We start from the raw sequence: 18,247 nt of genomic DNA on the forward strand, positions 1-18,247 counted from the left end.
AACTCCCGTGTTCCCCGGGCCCGTTGAGCTTTCTCAGGGCCACCCCCGTGCCGAAGCGACGCCGCGCCCGCTCGCGTGGCGCACGCACCCGCACCCCGCACCACCCGCCGCACCTGCCCCGGAGGAGAACCCGCATGAGCCGCAGCGACGTCCTGGTAGACGCCGACTGGGTCGAGGCCCACATCGACGACCCGAAGGTCGCCATCGTCGAGGTCGACGAGGACACCTCGGCGTACGACAAGAACCACATCAAGAACGCGATCCGGATCGACTGGACCAAGGACCTCCAGGACCCGGTCCGCCGTGACTTCGTCGACCAGGAGGGCTTCGAGAAGCTCCTGTCGGCGAAGGGCATCGCGAACGACACCACCGTCGTCCTCTACGGCGGCAACAACAACTGGTTCGCCTCGTACGCCTACTGGTACTTCAAGCTCTACGGCCACGACAGCGTCAAGCTGCTCGACGGCGGCCGCAAGAAGTGGGAGCTCGACTCGCGCGACCTGGTCGACGGCTCGCAGGTGCCGGCCCGCCCGGCCACGCAGTACAAGGCCAAGCCGCAGAACACCGCGATCCGTGCCTTCCGCGACGACGTGGTGGCGGCCATCGGCGCGCAGAACCTGGTCGACGTGCGCTCCCCCGACGAGTTCAGCGGCAAGCTGCTCGCCCCGGCCCACCTCCCACAGGAGCAGTCGCAGCGCCCGGGCCACGTGCCCAGCGCCCGCAACATCCCGTGGTCGAAGAACGCCAACGACGACGGCACCTTCAAGTCGGACGACGACCTCAAGGAGCTGTACGCGGCGGAGCAGGTCGATCTGGCCAAGGACACCATCGCGTACTGCCGCATCGGCGAGCGCTCGGCCCTGACCTGGTTCGTGCTGCACGAGCTGCTCGGCGTCGAGAACGTCAAGAACTACGACGGCTCGTGGACCGAGTACGGCTCCCTCGTGGGCGTGCCGATCGAGCTCGGCGCCAACAAGTAACCCCGCACAGCCCCAGACCGTAGACCGTAAGGAAGAACCATGTGTGGAGCGAAGGCAGGCGGCCCCGACGCCTCGACGATCAAGCCCGGTGAGACCACCATCCAGGGTCAGGTGACGAAGGACGGCGAGCCCGTGGTCGGCTACGTCCGCCTGCTCGACTCGACCGGCGAGTTCACCGCCGAGGTCCCGACCTCGGCGACCGGCCAGTTCCGCTTCTACGCGGCCGAGGGCACGTGGACCGTGCGGGCCCTGGTGCCCGGCGCGACCGCGGACCGCACGGTCGTGGCGCAGACCGGCGGACTCGCCGAGGTCGCCATCGCCGTCTGACGGCGGGCACCTACCGGCCGGAGGGCCGCACCCCAGGGGGTTGGACGCTTACCTGGACCGGGTGCGGCCCTCCGTGCCGTTCTCGGGCGGCGGATACGGTCGTACGCTGGACTCATGCTGGCCCGTCGGCGCCGCGAGTACTTCTGGATGATGGGCGGATGCCTGGTCCTGTTCGTGTCCGCCTGGGGCTTCGTGCGCCTGTGGTCGGTCCCGGCCGCGGTCGCCATGTGCGTGGTCGCCATGGTGATCCCGCCGGTCGCGGCGATGGTGGCGAACCGGCGCGGCCCCGACGACCGCTGGTGGGACGACCCGTCCGGGGACCCGAAGTCCGACGAGTGGTGGGACGAGCTGGACGGGAAGAAGAAGTACTGAGCGCGTCGTGCAGGGGTGCCGGGCCTCGGGCCGTGGCACCGGGCTAGGACACGCCCTAGTACACGAGCGCCTGCGTCTCCTCGGCCATCGCCTCCCGTACGAACACCTGCGCCCCCGCGATCCGCGCGCCCTCGATCAGGTCCGTCTCGGCGATGTCCCGGCGGGCCGCGCACTGCGTGCACACGGTGATCGTCCCGCCGCCCGCCAGGATCCCGTCGATCAGATCCGGCAGCGGCGCCGCGTGCGGCAGCTCGAACTCGGCGGCCCGTCCCGGCAGCGCGAACCAGGACGACTCGCCGGTCAGCCACAGCGAGACCTCGATCCCGCTGGCGACGGCGACCGCCGCCACGGTGAACGCCTGTGAACACCGCTCGGGGGCGTCGGCCCCGGCGGTCACCTTCAGTACGAGCTTCTTGGCCATATGCCGAACTGTAATGCGCCCCCGCACAACCCCTCCCACAGGCGGCGAGTCAGCTCTGTGCACGGGTGATCGGGCCCGTGCCGAGGTCTCGTGGGGGGACCCTTTTGGATACGGACACGACTGCCACCACTACGGATACGACCGCTACGACGGCTACGACCGCTACGACCGGGGAAACCGCGCGGCGCCCGCGCGGCCGTACGGCGGCGCTGATCGCGGGCGGCGCGGTGCTCGGCGTGGTGGCGGGGCTCTGCACCGGCTACCTCGTCCAGGCGGACCGGGCGCCGACCCCGTTGCCGCCGCTCTCGCAGCCGGCGCTCGCCCAGGCGAAGGGCAAGGCGCCCGCGCCTCTCTCCGCGACCCGGGACCACAAGGCCGTCTCCGACGGCGACCTGCGCACCCTGCTGCTCAAGCGGCCCGCCGGGGCCTCGGAGGCGGAACAGCCGGCGGGGCACGACGGCTGGATGTCCATGTCCGAGTACGCGGAGGGCTTCACCCAGCCCGGCGCGGCCTTCTCCGCCCTGGTGAGCAAGGAGTTCCGGCGCGCGGCCGTGACCGACTGGCGCGACGGGAGCCTCGGCGTGGAGATCCGGCTCATCCAGTTCCGTGACGAGCGCGCGGTCGCCTCGCAGGGCGCTCTGGACGACGCCCAGAAGTGGGCGAACCAGGAGAGCGGCCACACGGCGGCGATCCCGGGCTCGGGCAACGGCCGCGTCTACACCGGCGGCGACCTCGACTCCGGCGGCCACCACCGGGCGGAGGCCTTCGCGCGGCGCGGAAGCGTCCTGATGGAGATGTGGCTCGACAGCGACGAGCCGATCGCGCCGCAGAAGGCGCTGGATCTGGCACAGCGGCAGTGGGAGCGGATGTGAGCGGGAGCGGCGGCAGAAGGAAGGGCGTCGCCCTCGCGCTGGGCGGGGCGCTGTTCGCGGTGGTCGCGGGCGGGGTGGGCACCACGGCCGTGGTGGTGGACCGGGCCGACCGGGCGCCGGGCACCCCGGACTGGACCTTCCCGGCGTCCGCCGACAAGGCCGACGCCGACGACAGGGACGGGTCCGCCGGCTCCGGGCGGACCGGCTCGGAGCTCTCGCGGATGCTGGTGCCGCTGGGCGCCGACGGATACCGCCGGGGCCCCGACATCGACGGCTTCGGCGCCGAAGCCGATCTGACCGGCGCCCAGGCGGTGGCCCTGCGCAAGGAGTCGCTGCGCACGCTGCCGTCCGCCCAGCGGCGGAAGCTGGCGCAGCAGATCGACAAGCAGCACGTCAGAGGCATGGCGATGCGCAGTTACGCCAGCACCGACGACGCCCCCGAAGCCGCGTTCACGGTCGAGATCGTGCTCTCGCGGATGGAGAACACCCGGGCGGTCCGGGGGATCGCCGAGTTCCAGACGGCGCTCTTCGACTCCGTGGACTTCCTGCGCAAGGGCCCGGAGGTCAAGGGGCACAAGGAGGCCCGGTGCCATCTGGGGCCCGACGAGAAGGAGGAGAAGCTCGACATGATGGTCTGCTCGGCCTACCGGGGCGAGGTCCTGGTGGGCGTCGTCGCGGAGGGCCGCAAGCCCCTCGACGCCAAGGCCGTCGCCCTGCTGCTGAGCCACCAGCTGGACCGGCTCGCGAACACCGGGGAGTCGGTGTGAGCGAGGACGAGGCCGAGAAGCAGCCGGCCCCCGTGCCCGAGGAGCGGCAGGAGCCCGCCCCCCGGGCCCGCCGCACCCGTGCCGTCCTCCGCTGGGCCGCCGCCGTGCTCGCCTTCCTCTGTGTGGGGGCGGGCACCGCGTACGCCGTCGTGGAGCGGGACCGTACCGACGTTCCGGGGCTGGCCACCGAGTCGGACGGGCGGTGGCGGTACCCCGAGATCGCGTTGCCGCCGCTGCCGCCCGGCAAGCCCCGGCCGCTCGCGGGGCCGAACACCGCGCAGGTCCACTACGCCGACCTGCGCGCGCTCCTCCTGCCCGCCCCCGAGGGCGCGAAGCCCGATCCCGCGCTCAAGGGCGACGACGGCTGGCTGGCGACCTCGGTGTTCCTCGCGCAGTACGAGAAGGACGACCGGGCGGCGTTCGGCCAGTCGCTGCTCGACAACGGGCTGCGGCACATCGCCGCCCGGGGCTGGACCATGCCCGACGGCACCCGGAGCCGGATCTTCCTGCTCCAGTTCGACACCCACGCCCTGGCCAACCGGGTGCTGTCCAAGGACGTCGCCCGCTACAGCACGCCGTACCACCCGCTCGTCGGCGGCCACTACGCCGAGCTGGACGAGTCCTTCCCGATGGAGGCCTTCGTCGAGGGGACCTCGCGCTACCCGTACGACGAGGTGAAGCCGTACGGGCCGGAGCAGCTGCGGCAGGCGTACATCCTGGCCGGTGACGTCCTCGCCGTCGTCGTCCAGTCCCGCCCCGGCACCGCGAGGGCCGTCCCCTTCCAGCAGACCGTGGTCCTCCAGAACCAGCTGCTCGGCTGACCTGCGGGGCCGGTGGGGTGCGCCGCGTGGCCGTGGCGGGGCACCTCACAGAGAAGGCCGTGGCTCAACCCATTAGGCTGGGGTACGGCCCTTTACTGCCCACACGCTCATCCGAGGAGCACCCCGTGCTTGAGGCTTTCTTCGAAACCCTGCTGGTCCTGGTCTGCGTCGGTGTCCTCGCCTTCGCCGGTCTGGCCGTGAAGAAGCTGTACCAGGGCCAGCGCTGAACCGCGCCCCAGCCGCAGACGTAACGAAAGACTGATCGAAGCCTCATGATCGAGATCCCGTCCGACCTGAACCCGGACCTCGTCCCCCTCGCCTTCCTCCTCGGTACCTGGGAGGGCGCGGGTGTCACCGACTTCCCGGGCGCCGAGAAGGCCAATTTCGGCCAGTCCGTCACCTTCAGCCACGACGGCCGGGACTTCCTGGAGTACGTGTCGCACTCCTGGATCCTCGACGCCGAGGGCAACAAGGTGAAGCCGCTGGAGACCGAGTCCGGCTTCTGGCGCATCGACAAGGACCGCAAGGTCGAGGTCGTCATGGTCCGCGACCAGGGCGTCGTGGAGATCTGGTACGGCGAGCTCGCCGACCAGAAGCCGCAGATCGACCTGGTCACCGACGCCGTGGCACGCACCGCCGCCTCCGGTCCGTACACCGGCGGCAAGCGCCTGTACGGATACGTGAAGAGCGACCTCATGTGGGTCGGCGAGAAGGCGACCCCCGAGGTCGAGCTGCGCCCCTACATGTCCGCGCACCTCAAGAAGGTCGTCACGCCCGAGGAGGTCGCGGCGATGGCCCGGGGCCTGGGCGACCTGCCGGACGACGGCATCGCCTTCTTCAAGTAGATCCGTCCGGTAGATCCTCCGAGGAGATCCGTTCTTCGCGGAGGTAAATCCGCGGTGGCTCCTACACTGGGCGTGTGGTGACCACCGACTGGCAGAGCGACCTCCGCAAGCGCGGGTACCGGCTGACCCCCCAGCGCCAGCTCGTGCTGGAGGCCGTCGACGTACTGGAACACGCGACGCCCGACGACATCCTCACCGAGGTGAGGAAGACGGCGGGCGGCGTGAACATCTCCACCGTGTACCGGACCCTGGAGCTCCTGGAGGAGCTGGGTCTGGTCTCGCACGCCCATCTGGGCCACGGCGCCCCGACGTACCACCTGGCGGACCGCCATCACCACATCCACCTCGTCTGCCGGGACTGTACGTCGGTGATCGAGGCGGACGTGGACGTGGCGGCCGAGTTCACGGCCAAGCTGTGCTCCACGTTCGGCTTCACCACGGACATGAAGCACTTCGCGATCTTCGGCCAGTGCCAGGACTGCGCCAAGAACGCCTCGAGCGAGGGTCCGGACCCCGCGTCGTAGGCTTGCTGCCATGCAGCGACATTCCACGATCAGCCCTCTGCTGGCCCTGCCCGGCGCCGTCCCCGCCGAGGGGCCCGACGAAGGTGTCGCCGCGCACTACGGCGACCTGTTCCGCGAGCAGCGCGCCCTCGCCGACGGCGCCGGGTTCGTCGACCTCTCGCACCGGGGTGTCGTCACCGTCACCGGCGACGACCGGCTGAGCTGGCTGCACCTGCTGCTGACCCAGCACGTCAGCGATCTGCGGCCGGGAGTGGCCACCGAGGCGCTGATCCTCTCCGCCAACGGGCACATCGAGCACGCGCTGTACCTCGTCGACGACGGGACGACGGTGTGGGCGCACGTCGAGCCCGGTACGCAGGACGAGCTCCTCGCGTACCTGGAGTCGATGAAGTTCTTCTACCGCGTGGAGGTCGCCGACCGCACGGCGGACTTCGCGGTGGTGCACCTGCCCGCCGGGTCGATCGCCGAGGTGCCCTCGGACACGGCCGTACGGGAGACCTCGCACGGGCGGGACCTGTTCCTGCCGCGCGCGGAGCTGGAGGCCTTCGCCGCCGCGCACGGGCCCGCGATCGGCATCCTGGCGTACGAGGCGCTGCGGGTCGAGGCGCACCGGCCCCGGCTCGGCCTGGAGACCGACCACCGCACCATCCCGCACGAGCTGGGCTGGATCGGCACCGCCGTGCACCTCCAGAAGGGCTGCTACCGGGGCCAGGAGACGGTCGCGCGCGTCCACAACCTGGGCAAGCCCCCGCGCCGGCTCGTCTTCCTGCACCTGGACGGCAGCGAGGTGCTGCTGCCGGCCCACGGGACGCCGCTGCGGGTCGCCGCGGACGGCGAGGAGGGCCGCCAGATCGGCTTCATCACGACTTCGGCCCGCCACCACGAGCTGGGGCCGATCGCGCTGGCGCTGGTGAAGCGGAATGTCGCGGTGGACGCGGAGCTGCTGGCTGGGGGGACGGCCGCAGCCCAGGAGGTCGTGGTCGAGCCGTAGCCTTCGGCTGCTTTTGCGCGGTTGTTCGGCTGCGGCCCGGTGGGGGCTGGTCGCGCAGTTCCCCGCGCCCCTAGGGGGGCGGCGCAGCCGGGGGTCAGACCTCCACCAGGATCGTGAACGGGCCGTCGTTCGTCAGGGACACCCTCATGTCCGCGCCGAAGCGGCCCGTCTGAACCGTCGCGCCCAGGGCCCGCAGCTGCGCCACCACCTCGTCGACCAAGGGCTCGGCCACCTCGCCGGGCGCCGCCGCGTTCCAGGTGGGGCGGCGGCCCTTGCGGGCGTCGCCGTAGAGGGTGAACTGGGAGATCACGAGGAGCGGCGCGTTCACGTCGGAGCAGGACTTCTCGCCCTGGAGGATCCGCACCGACCACAGCTTCCGGGCCAGCTGCGCGGCCTTCTCAGGGGTGTCCCCATGGGTCACCCCGACCAGGACGCACAGGCCCTCGCCGGTGATCTCGCCGACCGTCTCGCCCGCCACCACGACGCTCGCGCCGTCCACCCGCTGTACCACCGCTCGCATGGGACCCAACCTATTCCACGCACCAATCCAGTCCGACGGGGGCCGAACGGGTGGTGTGGGTCTGCATATGCACCACGGGGAGTGGCACGATGCTGACAGGCGGTGCGCTCCCAGGCGCACCGGTCGAGGGGACGGTAAGACACATGAGCACTCCTGGCGCCGGGCAGCACTCGCCCGGCCCCGTTTCGCTGACCCGGACGAGCCCGTCGGCCGGGCGGGCGGCCGTCTCGCGACCGCCCGTACAGCGTGCCGGTGACCATCTGCCCGTACCGAGAGAGCACGATCTGACCGCCCTGCGGCTGCCGGAGCTGCGGACCCTGCGGCGCCAGTCGCAGAGCGACGAGGCCGACCTCAGCTATGTGCGGCGGCTGCTGCACGGCCGCATCGACATCCTGCGGGCCGAGCTCGCCCGGCGCAGCGGGCCGCACACACCCGTCGTGGAGCGGCTCTCCGAGATCCTGGCGGACGCGCCCTCCCCGCACCGGGCCTCCGCGCGCCACGTCACGCTCTCCACGCCCCGCAGCGCGGAGTACCGGCGTCTGGCGGCCGAGATGGACGCGGAGGTCCAGCTGTCGGACCTGGACGCCCGTACGGACGACGAGCTGCACACCGCGATGGGCCGGCTGATCCGCTACGAGCAGCAGGTCTCGCGGCGCCGCCAGCACCTCCAGCGGACCGCCGACGATTGCAGCGCGGAGATCGCCCGCAGGTACCGTGAAGGGGAAGCGCAAGTAGACGACCTGCTCATCTGACCGACGAATCAAAGGTCACCGGGCGGTCCAGCCCGGAAGGCCCCAGCCATGACCCCCTCCATACCCCCGGTCCTCGCCGAAGTCGTTCGTTCCGGTTTCGTCGAGGGCCACCATCGGGGCTCGCTGGTGGTGCTGGCGGCCGACGGCAGCGTGGAGCTCGCGCTCGGCGACCCGGCGGCGCCCGTCTTCCCGCGCTCCAGCAACAAGCCCATGCAGGCGGCCGCCGTGCTGCGGGCCGGGCTCGACCTCTCCGGGGAGCGGCTCGCGCTCGCCGCCGCCAGCCACTCGGGCGAGGGCTTCCACCTCGACCTGGTCCGCAAGATGCTCGCCGAGCACGGGCTGACCCCGGACGACCTCCAGACCCCGCCCGACCTGCCCCTCGACGCGGCCGAGGCGGAGACGTACCTGGCGGCGGGCCACGTCCGCGACCGCGTCACCATGAACTGCTCCGGCAAGCACGCGGCGATGCTCGCCGCCTGCCGCCTCAACGGCTGGGACGAGCGGTCCTATCTGGACCCGGCCCACCCGCTCCAGCGCCTGGTCCACGACGGCGTGGAGGCGGCGGCGGGCGAGCCGGTGGCGTCGGTCGGCACCGACGGCTGCGGCGCGCCCCTGATGGCGATCAGCCTCACGGGCCTGGCCCGCGCCTTCCGTACGTTCGTGCTCGCCGAGCCCGGGACGCCCGAGCGCCGGGTGGCGGACGCGATGCGCGCGCACCCCGAGTACGTGGCGGGCACCCGCCGCCCCGACACCTGGCTGATGCGCGAGGTGCCCGGGGTGCTGTCCAAGATGGGCGCCGAGGCCGTACAGGCGGTGGCGCTGCCGGACGGCCGGGCGCTCGCCTTCAAGGTCGACGACGGCGCCGCCCGCGCGCTGGGCCCGGTCCTGGCCCGCGCCCTGCGGCTGCTGGGTGTGACCGGCCCGGTGGTCGACCGCATCGGCAGCGCGCCGCTGCTGGGCGGGGCGGAGCGGGTGGGGGAGATCCGGGCGGCGTTCTGAGTTCCTCGACGCGGGTCGGGGAGCCGGGGGGCCTCGGGGGCGCCGGAAATTCGGGCGACAGGCGCGCCGGCGCGTGCCTAGCGTGGCGGCCATGAGCCCGAGCCCCCGCGACGCCGCCGAAGCCGGCGCCCTCGACAGTGCCCTCGACGTCCGCAACGTCACCGAAGCCGAGTTCGCCGACTGGCTGCGGGCGGTCAGCACCGGCTTCCTGCGGCCGCCCGTGGTGAGCGAGAACGACCGGGCGGGCCGGCTGGCCAACAGCGATCTGTCGCGTACGCAGGGGGTGTTCGACCGCGGCCGCTGTGTGGCGACCTTCCGCTCGTTCGCCCAGGAGCTGACCGTGGTGGGCGGCGCGGCCGTCCCCACCAGCGCGGTCACCAACGTCACCGTCTCGCCGACACACCGCAGGCGCGGTCTGCTCAGCCGGATGATGGCGGTCGACCTGGCGGCGGCCAAGGAGCGCGGCGAGGTGGCGGCGACGCTGATCGCCGCCGAGTACCCGATCTACGGGCGGTACGGCTTCGGCCCCGCCACCTGGACCGCCGAGTGGGAGGTCGACACCGGCCGCACGGGCCTGGACCCGCGCTGGTCGGGCCCCGAGGACGGCGGCCGTATCGACCTGGTCGCCTCCGAGGACGTACGCAAGCTGGGCCCCGAACTCTTCGAGCGCTTCCGGCCGCTGGCACCCGGCGCGGTGGACCGCGGCACGCGCTGGTGGGAGCTGGCCACGGGCGCGGCGACCCGGGACGACCACCCGTGGAGCGAGCCGTTCTGGGCGGTGTACCGCTCGGCGGCGGGCGAGGTGGAGGGCCTGGCGGCCTATCACGCGGACGAGCGGTGGACCGACGCCAAGCAGCCGCTGAACACGGCGACGGTCCGGCAGCTGATCGGGCTGAACCCGGCCGCCGAGCGCGCCCTGTGGCACTTCGTCTGCTCGGTCGACTGGATAGCCAGGGTCCGCACCGGCTACCGCGCCCCCGACGACCTGCTCCCGCTGCTCCTGCCGGACCCGCGTGCGGCCCGGATGGTGACGCACGCGGACTTCCTGTGGGTGCGACTGCTCGACGTCGTACGGGCCCTCGAAGCACGTACGTACGCGGCGACGGGCACCCTGGTCCTGGAGGTGACGGACGCGTCCGGCCTGGCCTCTGGCCGCTACCGCCTGGACGCGGACCCGTCGGGCGCGTCCTGCGCCCTCACTACCGCCTCGCCGGATCTGACCCTGGACGTACGGGAGTTGGGGACGCTGTACCTGGGCGACGAGTCGGCAGTACGGCTGGCGGCGCTGGGCCTGGTCGCCGAGGAGACGGCGGGGGCAGCGTCCAGGGCGGACGCCCTCTTGCGGACGGGGCGGCGGGCGTGGTGCCCGGACATGTTCTGAGGCGCATCTAACTTCTCCCTGTTGGTGGACAGGTCAGAGGGGCTGTCAGCTCACTGCAGGTGGTTCCCTCAACATGGCGCCAACTCCCGTGGCCGAGGCGTTCCGCGCGAAAGGGGTGCGGATCGACGCGGTGTGCCTGACGACGGAGACGCTCAACCTGGCGCTGGGGGAGCCGCTGGGCGCCAGCCACGCACGCCGCTTCCGCCCGGACTCGGTCCACGTCCGCATCCTGCTGCCGGACCGGGGGATCAATCTCGCTCGAACTCACCCTAGTCCCACCTGCATCATCGATACCGTCAGTATCAGGGCGCCGCAGGTGACCCACCTCTGGTTTCTCGCGCGGGATCCGATGCTCAGAACGAGGAACCCCACGAGCCCGATCACGCCGAGCATCCACTGAACGGCCTGTTCGCAACCGATGGCGAGAACGGTGATCGTCAAGGGAACGAAGGGAGTCGGTGCTTCAGGTCGGTCCGGTTCACGAGGCAAGATGCCACCCCCTAGTGTCAATGACCGTACAGATTGGTCTAGTTGACTCGTTACTTGTATGCCCGGGAGGAGACCGCCGCAAAGCTTGCCTGCTAGTTTTTCCGCAAATATGAAGGGTCGTTCATTTTGGCTGCTCGGCTGTGCGCAACTGTCGGGAGTTGTACGGTTGATGCATGACGGACCCGGAGTCGCCTAGGCGCGGTCGCTACCTCTATCGGCAGATCGCGGATGAGCTTCGGAAGGAGATCAACGAAGGCAAGTACAGCCAAGGACAGGCACTGCCCGGCGAGATCCAACTGACCGAGCGGTTCGGGGTCTCGCGGGCATCCGTTGCCAAGGCCATGGACGTACTCAAACGCGAGGGCCTGATCGAGAGGCGTCAAGGCAGTGGGACTTTTGCTGTCGGCGCCCCCCGTGCGGGTGGGGGCAGTGATCAGGGCGTGGAGGCGGTGGTATCCGACAAGGTGCCTGCCGTATTCCTCCAGCCCTACCTCGCCGAGGCGTTCGGTGCCGCCGAAGTGAGCATAGATGTCTGGTCGTTCACCACCGAAGCGCTGGTGCAGCGGATCGCGGACCAGGCGAAGGACATTCTGGACGGGAAGACCGCGGCCCCCGCGAGCATCGCCGTCCGCGTGCTGCTCCCCGATACCACGGTTGAGCTGCCGCTTCCGCACAGGGCAGGGCATCCCGAGGACCCCCGGCCCCGAGAGCGCTTGCGCAGCATCCAGGACGCCTGTTTCAGAGTCGTGCGTCACTCGTTGTACGACCTGAAGGCGGCAGGACGGGTCGCTGAGGTGACGGTGGAGCGCCGATATATGCCCAAGCTTCCCGACTTCAAGCTGTACATCTTGAATCAACAAGTAGTGCTCCAAGCCTTCTATGAAGTCGAAGAGCACGATGTGGCTCTTGAGACCGGCGAGGTCATCACCATCCGGGACTTGATCGGCCTGGGGCGCTCGGCAGAACTGCATCCCTTCCGCGCTTCCGTCGACTCGGAGACGTCCGGCGCCGACTTCGTGAGACGGGCATGCGCGTACTTCAACTCACACTGGGATTATTTGGGGACAGAGCGGGAAAGGCGGGCAGGTTGATCGCGTCCCGTCGAACCATGGCCGCCGCCGTCGACCCTTCGCTTTCCCGGGCGCTACGCAAGGCCGGATGCGTGGTGCTTGACTTCGACGGCCCCATCGCCCGCCTCTTCGCCGGCGCCTCCAGGGGGTGCCCCAGTACCGCTCCCTGGATCGCAGGGGAGATGCTGGCTGTCGCCGAGGAGCACGGATGTCTGCTGGATGACGTGGGCGGGTGCACCGATCCCCTGCTGGTGTTGCTGGAGCATGCCAAAGAGGCGAAGCGGCGTGGCGGCGGAGGCGCGTGGGGAAGGGCCGTCGACGAGATGCGGAGTCTGCTCGACACCTGGGAGCGTAAATCCGCTGAACACGCGGAATCGACCCCTGGCGCGGCTGAGTTCATCCGGCTGTGGCACGACAGCGGCCAGCACCTCTCCATCGCATCCAGTAACCATGAGGACGCCATCGAGCGTTACCTGGACCGGGAAGCGCTAAGAAAGTGCCTGGTCGGCCCAGTGGTGGGACGCCCCGACGACCTGACACGGATGAAGCCCGATCCCTGGCCGCTGCGCCAGGCCATGGTGAGTTGTGTCGGCGGTCCGGAGAACCACCTGATGATCGGCGACTCCGTCACGGACTATCAGGCCGCGTGTGCCGTCGGCATGCCGTTTTGGGGCTACCACCGCAACCCCAGCGGCCGCCGCCGACTGCGTGAGGCGGGGGCTGCCGGAGTGGTGGAATCGATGGCCGAGTTCGTGGTGGCCGCGCGCGAGTCTTTGCGCTGAGGGCCCTTGCGCCGGTGCGCCTACGCCCGCAGCAGCACCTTCCCCACAACCCCCCGCCCCTCGATGGCCGCATGCGCCTCCCCCGCCCGCCCCAGCGGGTACACCGCCCCGATCACCGTCCGCAGACGGCCCTCCGCGGCTTCCTCCAAGGCCCTCGCGGCCAGGGTGACTCGGCGGGTCGGGGTGATCTGGACGTCCGCTATGCCGAGCAGGGTGATTCCGCGGCCGGACGCCTCCGACGGGTCCACGGGGGCGAAGCCGTGGCCCGTGGGGGCGCCGTGGGCCGAGAAGCGGCCGCCGTCGGACGTCAGGGGGAAGGCCGCCGCGCCCACGGCGCCGCCCACGCCGTCCAGGACCACGTCCGCGCCCGCCGCGCCCAGCACCGAGCGTGCCCGCTCCGGCCAGTCGGGGGAGGCCGCGTCCACCACCTCGTGCGCGCCCAGCTTCCGTACCAGCGCCACCTTCTCGTCGCCGCGCGCCACCCCGACGACCCGCGCGCCCCGCGACCGGGCCAGCTGGACCAGGAGCGTGCCCATGCCGCCGGACGCGCCCGTGATCAGGACCGTCTCGTCCGCAGCGAGAGCCGTGAGGTCCAGCAGGGCCAGTGCCGTCACGCCGTCGTGGACCAGCGCGGCCGCCTCGCGCAGGCCGAGGCCGTCGGGGACCGGGACGAGGTGGTCCACGGGGACGGCGGCCAGCGAGGCGTAGCTGCCGGGCTCCACCGCGGCGATCACCCGGCGCCCCGCCCACACCGCCGGGTCGACCTCCGAGCCGGTGGCGGCCACCGTGCCGGAGACCCCGCCGCCGGGCACGTACGGCGGCCGTACGTCGAAGTACTCCCCGAACGCACCCGCCCGTATCTGCGTCTGCACGAAGAGCGTGTCGATGTGGTCGACCGCGACTACCACCTCGTCGGGCCCGGCCACCGGGTCCGGCAGCTCCGCCGCAACCAGTACCTCCGGGCCGCCGAACTCCTTCACCTGTGCCACACGCATGGCCGATCACCCATCCCCGTCGTTTGCTGGAAGCCGTTCGCGTTCCTTGATCGGAGTCTTCGGCCTCAAGCGCGGTTGAGGTCAAGCGCGGGCCCGCCGACCGCCCCGTACGCTCGCCCCATGGGTTTGCGGGAGCGGAAGAAGCAGCAGACGTACCAGGCCGTCGCGGACGTGGCGATCGCCCTCTTCCTGGAGAAGGGCTTCGACAACGTGCCGGTCGCGGAGGTGGCGGCCGCCGCCGGGATCTCCAAGCCGACCCTCTTCCGCTACTTCCCGGCCAAGGAGGACCTCGCCCTGCACCGGTTCTCGGACCACGAGGACGAGGCCGCCCGGGTGGTGGCGCAGGGGCGCGCGGAGGGGCTCGCGCCGCTGCCCGCCCTGCGCCGGCACTTCCTGGCCGGACTCGACGCCCGCGACCCGGTGACGGGGCTCAACGACGACCCGCGGGTACGGGCGTACCACGGGCTGCTCTACGGCACCCCGAGCCTGGTGGCGCGGCTGTTCGCGTACCAGAGCCGGGCCGAGGGCGCGCTGGCGGCGGCCCTGGGCACGGACATCGGGGCGCGCCTCGCGGCGGGCCAGATCGTCGCCGTCCAGCGGATCCTCGCGGAGGAGAACTGGCGCCGGATCCAGACGGGCGAGAGCGCCGAGGAGGTGTACGCGAGCGCGGTGGCGACGGCGGAGGAGGCGTTCGAGCAGCTGAGGGAGGGGCTGGGGCGGTATGCCTGAGCCCCTTTTCCTGCCACGCCCGTACGCCCCGGCTTCCTGTCGCGCCCGTACGCCCCGGCCAGCAGAATTCGTTACTGAGTAAAAAATTTAACCGAGTTGCGTTACGCTTGACGGCATGACGCCACTCGACCGCGAACTCAGCCAGGAACGGACCTATCACCAGGCCTGCCGCGCGGCCCTCGCCGGCATGGTCGAAGGCGCCGACGAGCGGGTCGTGACCGGCGAGAACGCCTTCGCCTCCGGCGCGGACGCGGAAGTGCTCGGCTATCAACTGCGCAGCTGGGCAAAGGAGTTGCGGCAGGAGCCGCAGAGCCCGCTGTTCTTCGGGCGGCTCGACTTCGACGACGGCGGCGCCTCCGGCGACCACGCCGGGCAGCGCTACTACATCGGGCGCCGCCGCATCAGCGAGCACCCCTCCGCGCCGCCGCTGGTCGTCGACTGGCGGGCGCCGGTCTCGCGGACGTTCTACCAGGCCGGCACCCGCGACCCGCTGGGCGTCGCCGTGCGCCGCCGCTTCGGCTGGGCCCCGGGCAGCCTCGGCGCCCCCGAGGACCTCACCGGCCTGGAGGACGAGCGGCTGGGGGCGCCCGCTGGGGGTGGAGTCGACGGGACGGGCGAGGCGGGCGGGACCGGTGAGGCTGGCGCAACCGGTGAGGCTGGTGGGACGGGCGAGGCGGCCGGGGGCGTCGGCGGGATCCTCGCCGCCGAGATCGAGCGCCCCCGTGTCGGCCCGATGCGCGACATCGCCGCCACCATCCAGCCCGAGCAGGACGACCTCGTACGGTCCGAGCTCGGCCAGTCCCTGTGCGTCCAGGGCGCCCCGGGCACCGGCAAGACGGCGGTCGGGCTGCACCGGGCCGCGTATCTGCTCTACACCTACCCCCAGCGCATCCAGCGCGGCGGCCTCCTGGTCCTCGGCCCCAACCGGACCTTCCTCCACTACATCGGCCAGGTGCTGCCCGCCCTCGGCGAGATCGACATCCGGCAGTCGACGGTCGATGACGAGGTCGCGCGCGGACCGGTCCGGGCGGTCGACGACGAGGCCGCGGCGGTCGTCAAGCACGACGCCCGGATGGCGCGGGTGCTGCGCCGCGCGCTCTACGCGCGCGTGGACGACCCCGCCGGGCGGTACGAGGCGGTCGAGGTGCCCGACGGCTCGTACCGCTGGCGGGTGAGCGGCGGCGAGCTGGCGCGGATCGTCGAGGAGGTACGGGCCGAGGCGCCGCCGTACGCGGTGGGCCGCGAGCGGGTGCGCAGCCGGGCCGCGCGCGTGATCCAGCTGGAGGCCGAGCGGCGGGCCGGGCCCATGAACAACACCTGGCTGCAACGGATCTCCCGGGCCCGGCCGCTCTCCGCGTTCGTGGACGCGGCCTGGCCGAAGGTGACGCCCGAGGAGGTGCTGGCGGCGCTGTTCACCGACCCGGACACGCTGGCGGCCGCCGCCGACGGCGAGTTGGGCGCCGAGGAGCAGAAGCGCCTGCTGTGGAGCCGGGTGCCGCGCTCGTACAAGTCGGCCAAGTGGTCGGCGGCCGACCAGGTCCTGCTCGACGAGCTGGCGGGGCTGATCGAACGGCCGCAGGGATACGGCCATATCGTCGTCGACGAGGCGCAGGACCTCTCGCCCATGCAGTGCCGGGCCGTCGCCCGCCGCTCCGGCTTCGGCTCGCTGACTGTGCTCGGCGACCTGGCCCAGGGCACCACCCCGTGGGCGGCCCGCGACTGGCCGCGGCACCTGGCGCACCTGGGCAAGCCGGACGCCCCGGTGATCCCGCTGACCACCGGCTTCCGGGTCCCGGAGGCGATCGTGGCCCTGGCGAACGGGCTGCTCGGCGCGCTCGGCGTGGCCGTACCGCCGTCCCGCTCGCTGCGCCGGGACGGGGAGCTGGCGGTGCGGCGGGTCCAGGACGTACGGGCCGCGCTGGTGGAGTCCGTACGGGCGGCGCTCGACCGGGAGGGCTCGGTGGGCGTGATCGCGCGCGACGCGGACGTACCGGAGCTGCGCGCGGCCCTCGCGGCGGCGGGTGTGGCCACGGCGGAGCCGGACGACCTGACCGCGAGGGCCCGGGTGACGGTGCTGCCCGCGACGGTGGCGAAGGGGCTGGAGTACGACCATGTGGTGGCCGTGGAGCCGGCGGCGATCGCGGAGGCGGAGGAGCGCGGGCTGCACCGGCTGTACGTGGTGCTGACGCGGGCGGTCTCCCGGCTGGAGGTCCTGCACAGCGAGCCGCTGCCGCCGGCCTTGCGGTAGGGGTGTGCAACACCCGTACTCCTTGCGGCAGTTGGGTGCGCGAGCGGCCTGGACTCACTATGTTGTGGAGGGTTCAAGCATGGGACCGAGCCCTACGCGGGGCGAGGTCGCGCCCTGCGCGGGGCATGGAGGCGCGGGGCGGCAGCGCACGGCACCGCGAGCACTCCACCACTCGAATGCCTACATCCTCCAGGGGGCCACCGGCATGACCACCACTTCCTCCTCGTCCTCCCCGTCACCCGAACCGGCCGTCTCGGCCGCCGAGCTGCCCGGCTACGAGCCCGGCGCCTGGGCGATCGACCCGGTCCACTCCGAGATCGCCTTCGCCGTACGGCACTTGGGCGTCGCCAATGTGCGCGGCCGGTTCGACGAGTTCGAGGGCGAGATCGTGCTCGCCGAGAACCCGCTGGAGTCCTCGGTCACCGCGACGATCAGGACCGCGTCGGTCTCCACGGCGCACGAGCAGCGCGACAACCACATCCGGTCGGCGGACTTCCTGCACGTGGAGGAGTTCCCCGAGATGACCTTCCGCTCGACGGGCGTGCGCTCCGGCGACGGCGAGGGCTTCCTGCTCGACGGCGAGCTGAGCGTCCGCGGCGTCACCCGCCCCGTCACCCTCGACCTGGAGCTGCACGGCTTCGGCAAGGGCTACGAGGGCCGCTCGGTGGTGGGCTTCACCGCGACCACCAGGATCGGCCGCAAGGACTTCGGCGTCACCGGCGGGACGGTGGGCGCGACCCTCGGCGACACGATCAAGATCACGCTGGACGTGGAGGCGAGCCGGGCCTGACGCGGTACGGCCCCACGTGCACGGCCTCACGTAGACGGCCCCACATAGACGGCCCCACGTGGCGCAGCACACTTTTGCAAGCGCCTGCTTGCAAAAGTTAGCAAGGAGGGGGCAGTATCGGGGTATGGCATCGCTCAACGTCGGCAATCTCGGCGGGTTCCTGCGCGAGCAGCGGCGTAACGCCCAGCTCTCGTTGCGGCAGCTCGCCGATGCCGCCGGGGTGTCCAATCCGTATCTGAGCCAGATCGAGCGCGGGCTGCGCAAGCCGAGCGCGGACATTCTGCAGCAGCTCGCCAAGGCGCTGCGGATCTCCGCCGAGACGCTGTACGTGCAGGCCGGGATCCTCGACGAACGGGCACCGGAGGCGGCGGAGACACGGAGCGTCATCCTCGCCGACCCCTCGCTCGACGAGCGGCAGAAGCAGGTGCTGATCCAGATCTACGAGTCCTTCCGCAAGGAGAACGGGCTCGACGCGGACGCACCTGCTCCGGCCGCCGGCCAGGAGCCCGGCGAGGACGGCGGAGCGGGCGATGCCGCACCGGCTCCCAAGAGCTGACGCTGACCCACGTACT

At 71.7% G+C, this 18,247-nt stretch carries 22 protein-coding genes; 19 read left to right on the forward strand and 3 right to left on the reverse strand.

Annotation, left to right across the window (positions count from 1 at the left end; genetic code table 11):
- Positions 1–134: 134 nt before the first annotated feature.
- From ABD236_RS32775 to ABD236_RS32785, 3 genes are all read left to right on the forward strand, one after another.
- Positions 135–980, forward strand: a complete 846-nt coding sequence (locus tag ABD236_RS32775; RefSeq protein ID WP_344080567.1) for a sulfurtransferase — start codon at positions 135–137, stop codon at positions 978–980.
- Positions 981–1,019: 39 nt separating this feature from the next.
- The gene (locus tag ABD236_RS32780; RefSeq protein ID WP_010985465.1) at positions 1,020–1,307 is read left to right on the forward strand and encodes a DUF1416 domain-containing protein; all 288 of its coding nucleotides are present in this window, start codon (positions 1,020–1,022) and stop codon (positions 1,305–1,307) included.
- 114 nt (positions 1,308–1,421) lie between these two features.
- Complete coding sequence (locus ABD236_RS32785; RefSeq protein WP_344080574.1) at positions 1,422–1,679, forward strand: DUF3099 domain-containing protein; 258 nt, start codon at positions 1,422–1,424, stop codon at positions 1,677–1,679.
- Positions 1,680–1,734: 55 nt separating this feature from the next.
- Here ABD236_RS32785 and ABD236_RS32790 read toward each other — a convergent pair whose 3' ends face one another.
- Complete coding sequence (locus ABD236_RS32790) at positions 1,735–2,100, reverse strand: DsrE family protein (protein WP_344080577.1); 366 nt, start codon at positions 2,098–2,100, stop codon at positions 1,735–1,737.
- A gap of 104 nt (positions 2,101–2,204) precedes the next feature.
- On the opposite strand from ABD236_RS32790, the gene ABD236_RS32795 reads away from it, so the two are divergent.
- The 6 genes from ABD236_RS32795 (at position 2,205) to ygfZ (ending at position 6,920) form a co-directional block, all read left to right on the forward strand.
- A complete protein-coding gene (locus tag ABD236_RS32795) occupies positions 2,205–2,972 on the forward strand; it encodes a hypothetical protein (RefSeq protein ID WP_344080580.1) in 768 nt (255 codons plus the stop codon).
- A complete protein-coding gene (locus ABD236_RS32800; protein WP_344080583.1) occupies positions 2,969–3,739 on the forward strand; it encodes a hypothetical protein in 771 nt (256 codons plus the stop codon). Before ABD236_RS32795 ends, ABD236_RS32800 begins: the two co-directional genes overlap by 4 nt.
- Positions 3,736–4,560, forward strand: a complete 825-nt coding sequence (locus tag ABD236_RS32805) for a hypothetical protein (protein ID WP_344080586.1) — start codon at positions 3,736–3,738, stop codon at positions 4,558–4,560. The genes ABD236_RS32800 and ABD236_RS32805 overlap by 4 nt, the downstream gene beginning before the upstream one ends.
- A gap of 272 nt (positions 4,561–4,832) precedes the next feature.
- Positions 4,833–5,405, forward strand: coding sequence for a heme-binding beta-barrel domain-containing protein (locus tag ABD236_RS32810; RefSeq protein WP_344080589.1), 573 nt, complete (start codon positions 4,833–4,835; stop codon positions 5,403–5,405).
- Between the two features lie 74 nt (positions 5,406–5,479).
- A complete protein-coding gene (locus ABD236_RS32815; RefSeq protein WP_344080592.1) occupies positions 5,480–5,929 on the forward strand; it encodes a Fur family transcriptional regulator in 450 nt (149 codons plus the stop codon).
- A gap of 10 nt (positions 5,930–5,939) precedes the next feature.
- Entirely contained in the window at positions 5,940–6,920 is a 981-nt protein-coding gene (gene ygfZ / locus ABD236_RS32820) for a CAF17-like 4Fe-4S cluster assembly/insertion protein YgfZ (RefSeq protein ID WP_344080595.1), read from the forward strand.
- A gap of 94 nt (positions 6,921–7,014) precedes the next feature.
- On the opposite strand, the gene dtd is transcribed toward ygfZ, so the two are convergent.
- Complete coding sequence (gene dtd, locus ABD236_RS32825; RefSeq protein ID WP_344080598.1) at positions 7,015–7,440, reverse strand: D-aminoacyl-tRNA deacylase; 426 nt, start codon at positions 7,438–7,440, stop codon at positions 7,015–7,017.
- 143 nt (positions 7,441–7,583) lie between these two features.
- Here dtd and ABD236_RS32830 point away from each other — a divergent pair, with 143 nt between their 5' ends.
- From ABD236_RS32830 to ABD236_RS32855, 6 genes are all read left to right on the forward strand, one after another.
- Positions 7,584–8,192, forward strand: coding sequence for an RsiG family protein (locus ABD236_RS32830; protein WP_344080601.1), 609 nt, complete (start codon positions 7,584–7,586; stop codon positions 8,190–8,192).
- Between the two features lie 48 nt (positions 8,193–8,240).
- Positions 8,241–9,191, forward strand: coding sequence for an asparaginase (locus ABD236_RS32835; protein ID WP_344080604.1), 951 nt, complete (start codon positions 8,241–8,243; stop codon positions 9,189–9,191).
- A 91-nt stretch (positions 9,192–9,282) separates the two neighbouring features.
- Positions 9,283–10,572, forward strand: coding sequence for a GNAT family N-acetyltransferase (locus ABD236_RS32840; protein WP_344080607.1), 1,290 nt, complete (start codon positions 9,283–9,285; stop codon positions 10,570–10,572).
- Positions 10,573–10,660: 88 nt separating this feature from the next.
- Positions 10,661–10,972 carry a hypothetical protein gene (locus ABD236_RS32845; RefSeq protein WP_344080610.1) on the forward strand — a complete coding sequence of 104 codons (312 nt, stop codon included), beginning with the start codon at positions 10,661–10,663 and terminating at the stop codon, positions 10,970–10,972.
- Positions 10,973–11,234: 262 nt separating this feature from the next.
- Positions 11,235–12,152, forward strand: coding sequence for a GntR family transcriptional regulator (locus ABD236_RS32850; RefSeq protein ID WP_344080613.1), 918 nt, complete (start codon positions 11,235–11,237; stop codon positions 12,150–12,152).
- A gap of 17 nt (positions 12,153–12,169) precedes the next feature.
- A complete protein-coding gene (locus ABD236_RS32855; protein WP_344080616.1) occupies positions 12,170–12,913 on the forward strand; it encodes an HAD family hydrolase in 744 nt (247 codons plus the stop codon).
- A 20-nt stretch (positions 12,914–12,933) separates the two neighbouring features.
- On the opposite strand, the gene ABD236_RS32860 is transcribed toward ABD236_RS32855, so the two are convergent.
- Positions 12,934–13,908: a zinc-binding dehydrogenase gene (locus tag ABD236_RS32860; protein ID WP_344080620.1), complete on the reverse strand. Its 975-nt coding sequence runs from the start codon at positions 13,906–13,908 to the stop codon at positions 12,934–12,936.
- A gap of 120 nt (positions 13,909–14,028) precedes the next feature.
- On the opposite strand from ABD236_RS32860, the gene ABD236_RS32865 reads away from it, so the two are divergent.
- The 4 genes from ABD236_RS32865 to ABD236_RS32880 all read left to right on the forward strand — a co-directional run bounded on the left by ABD236_RS32865 (position 14,029) and on the right by ABD236_RS32880 (position 18,231).
- Complete coding sequence (locus ABD236_RS32865) at positions 14,029–14,637, forward strand: TetR family transcriptional regulator (RefSeq protein ID WP_344080623.1); 609 nt, start codon at positions 14,029–14,031, stop codon at positions 14,635–14,637.
- Positions 14,638–14,752: 115 nt separating this feature from the next.
- Positions 14,753–16,885, forward strand: a complete 2,133-nt coding sequence (locus ABD236_RS32870) for a HelD family protein (protein ID WP_344080627.1) — start codon at positions 14,753–14,755, stop codon at positions 16,883–16,885.
- A 205-nt stretch (positions 16,886–17,090) separates the two neighbouring features.
- A complete protein-coding gene (locus ABD236_RS32875; RefSeq protein WP_344080630.1) occupies positions 17,091–17,675 on the forward strand; it encodes a YceI family protein in 585 nt (194 codons plus the stop codon).
- Between the two features lie 124 nt (positions 17,676–17,799).
- Positions 17,800–18,231 (forward strand): helix-turn-helix domain-containing protein, encoded by a 432-nt coding sequence (locus ABD236_RS32880; RefSeq protein ID WP_344080632.1) that lies wholly within the window; start codon positions 17,800–17,802, stop codon positions 18,229–18,231.
- Positions 18,232–18,247 lie beyond the last annotated feature (16 nt).

The sequence above is a fragment of the Streptomyces crystallinus genome (assembly GCF_039521265.1).
Lineage (GTDB): Bacteria > Actinomycetota > Actinomycetes > Streptomycetales > Streptomycetaceae > Streptomyces > Streptomyces crystallinus.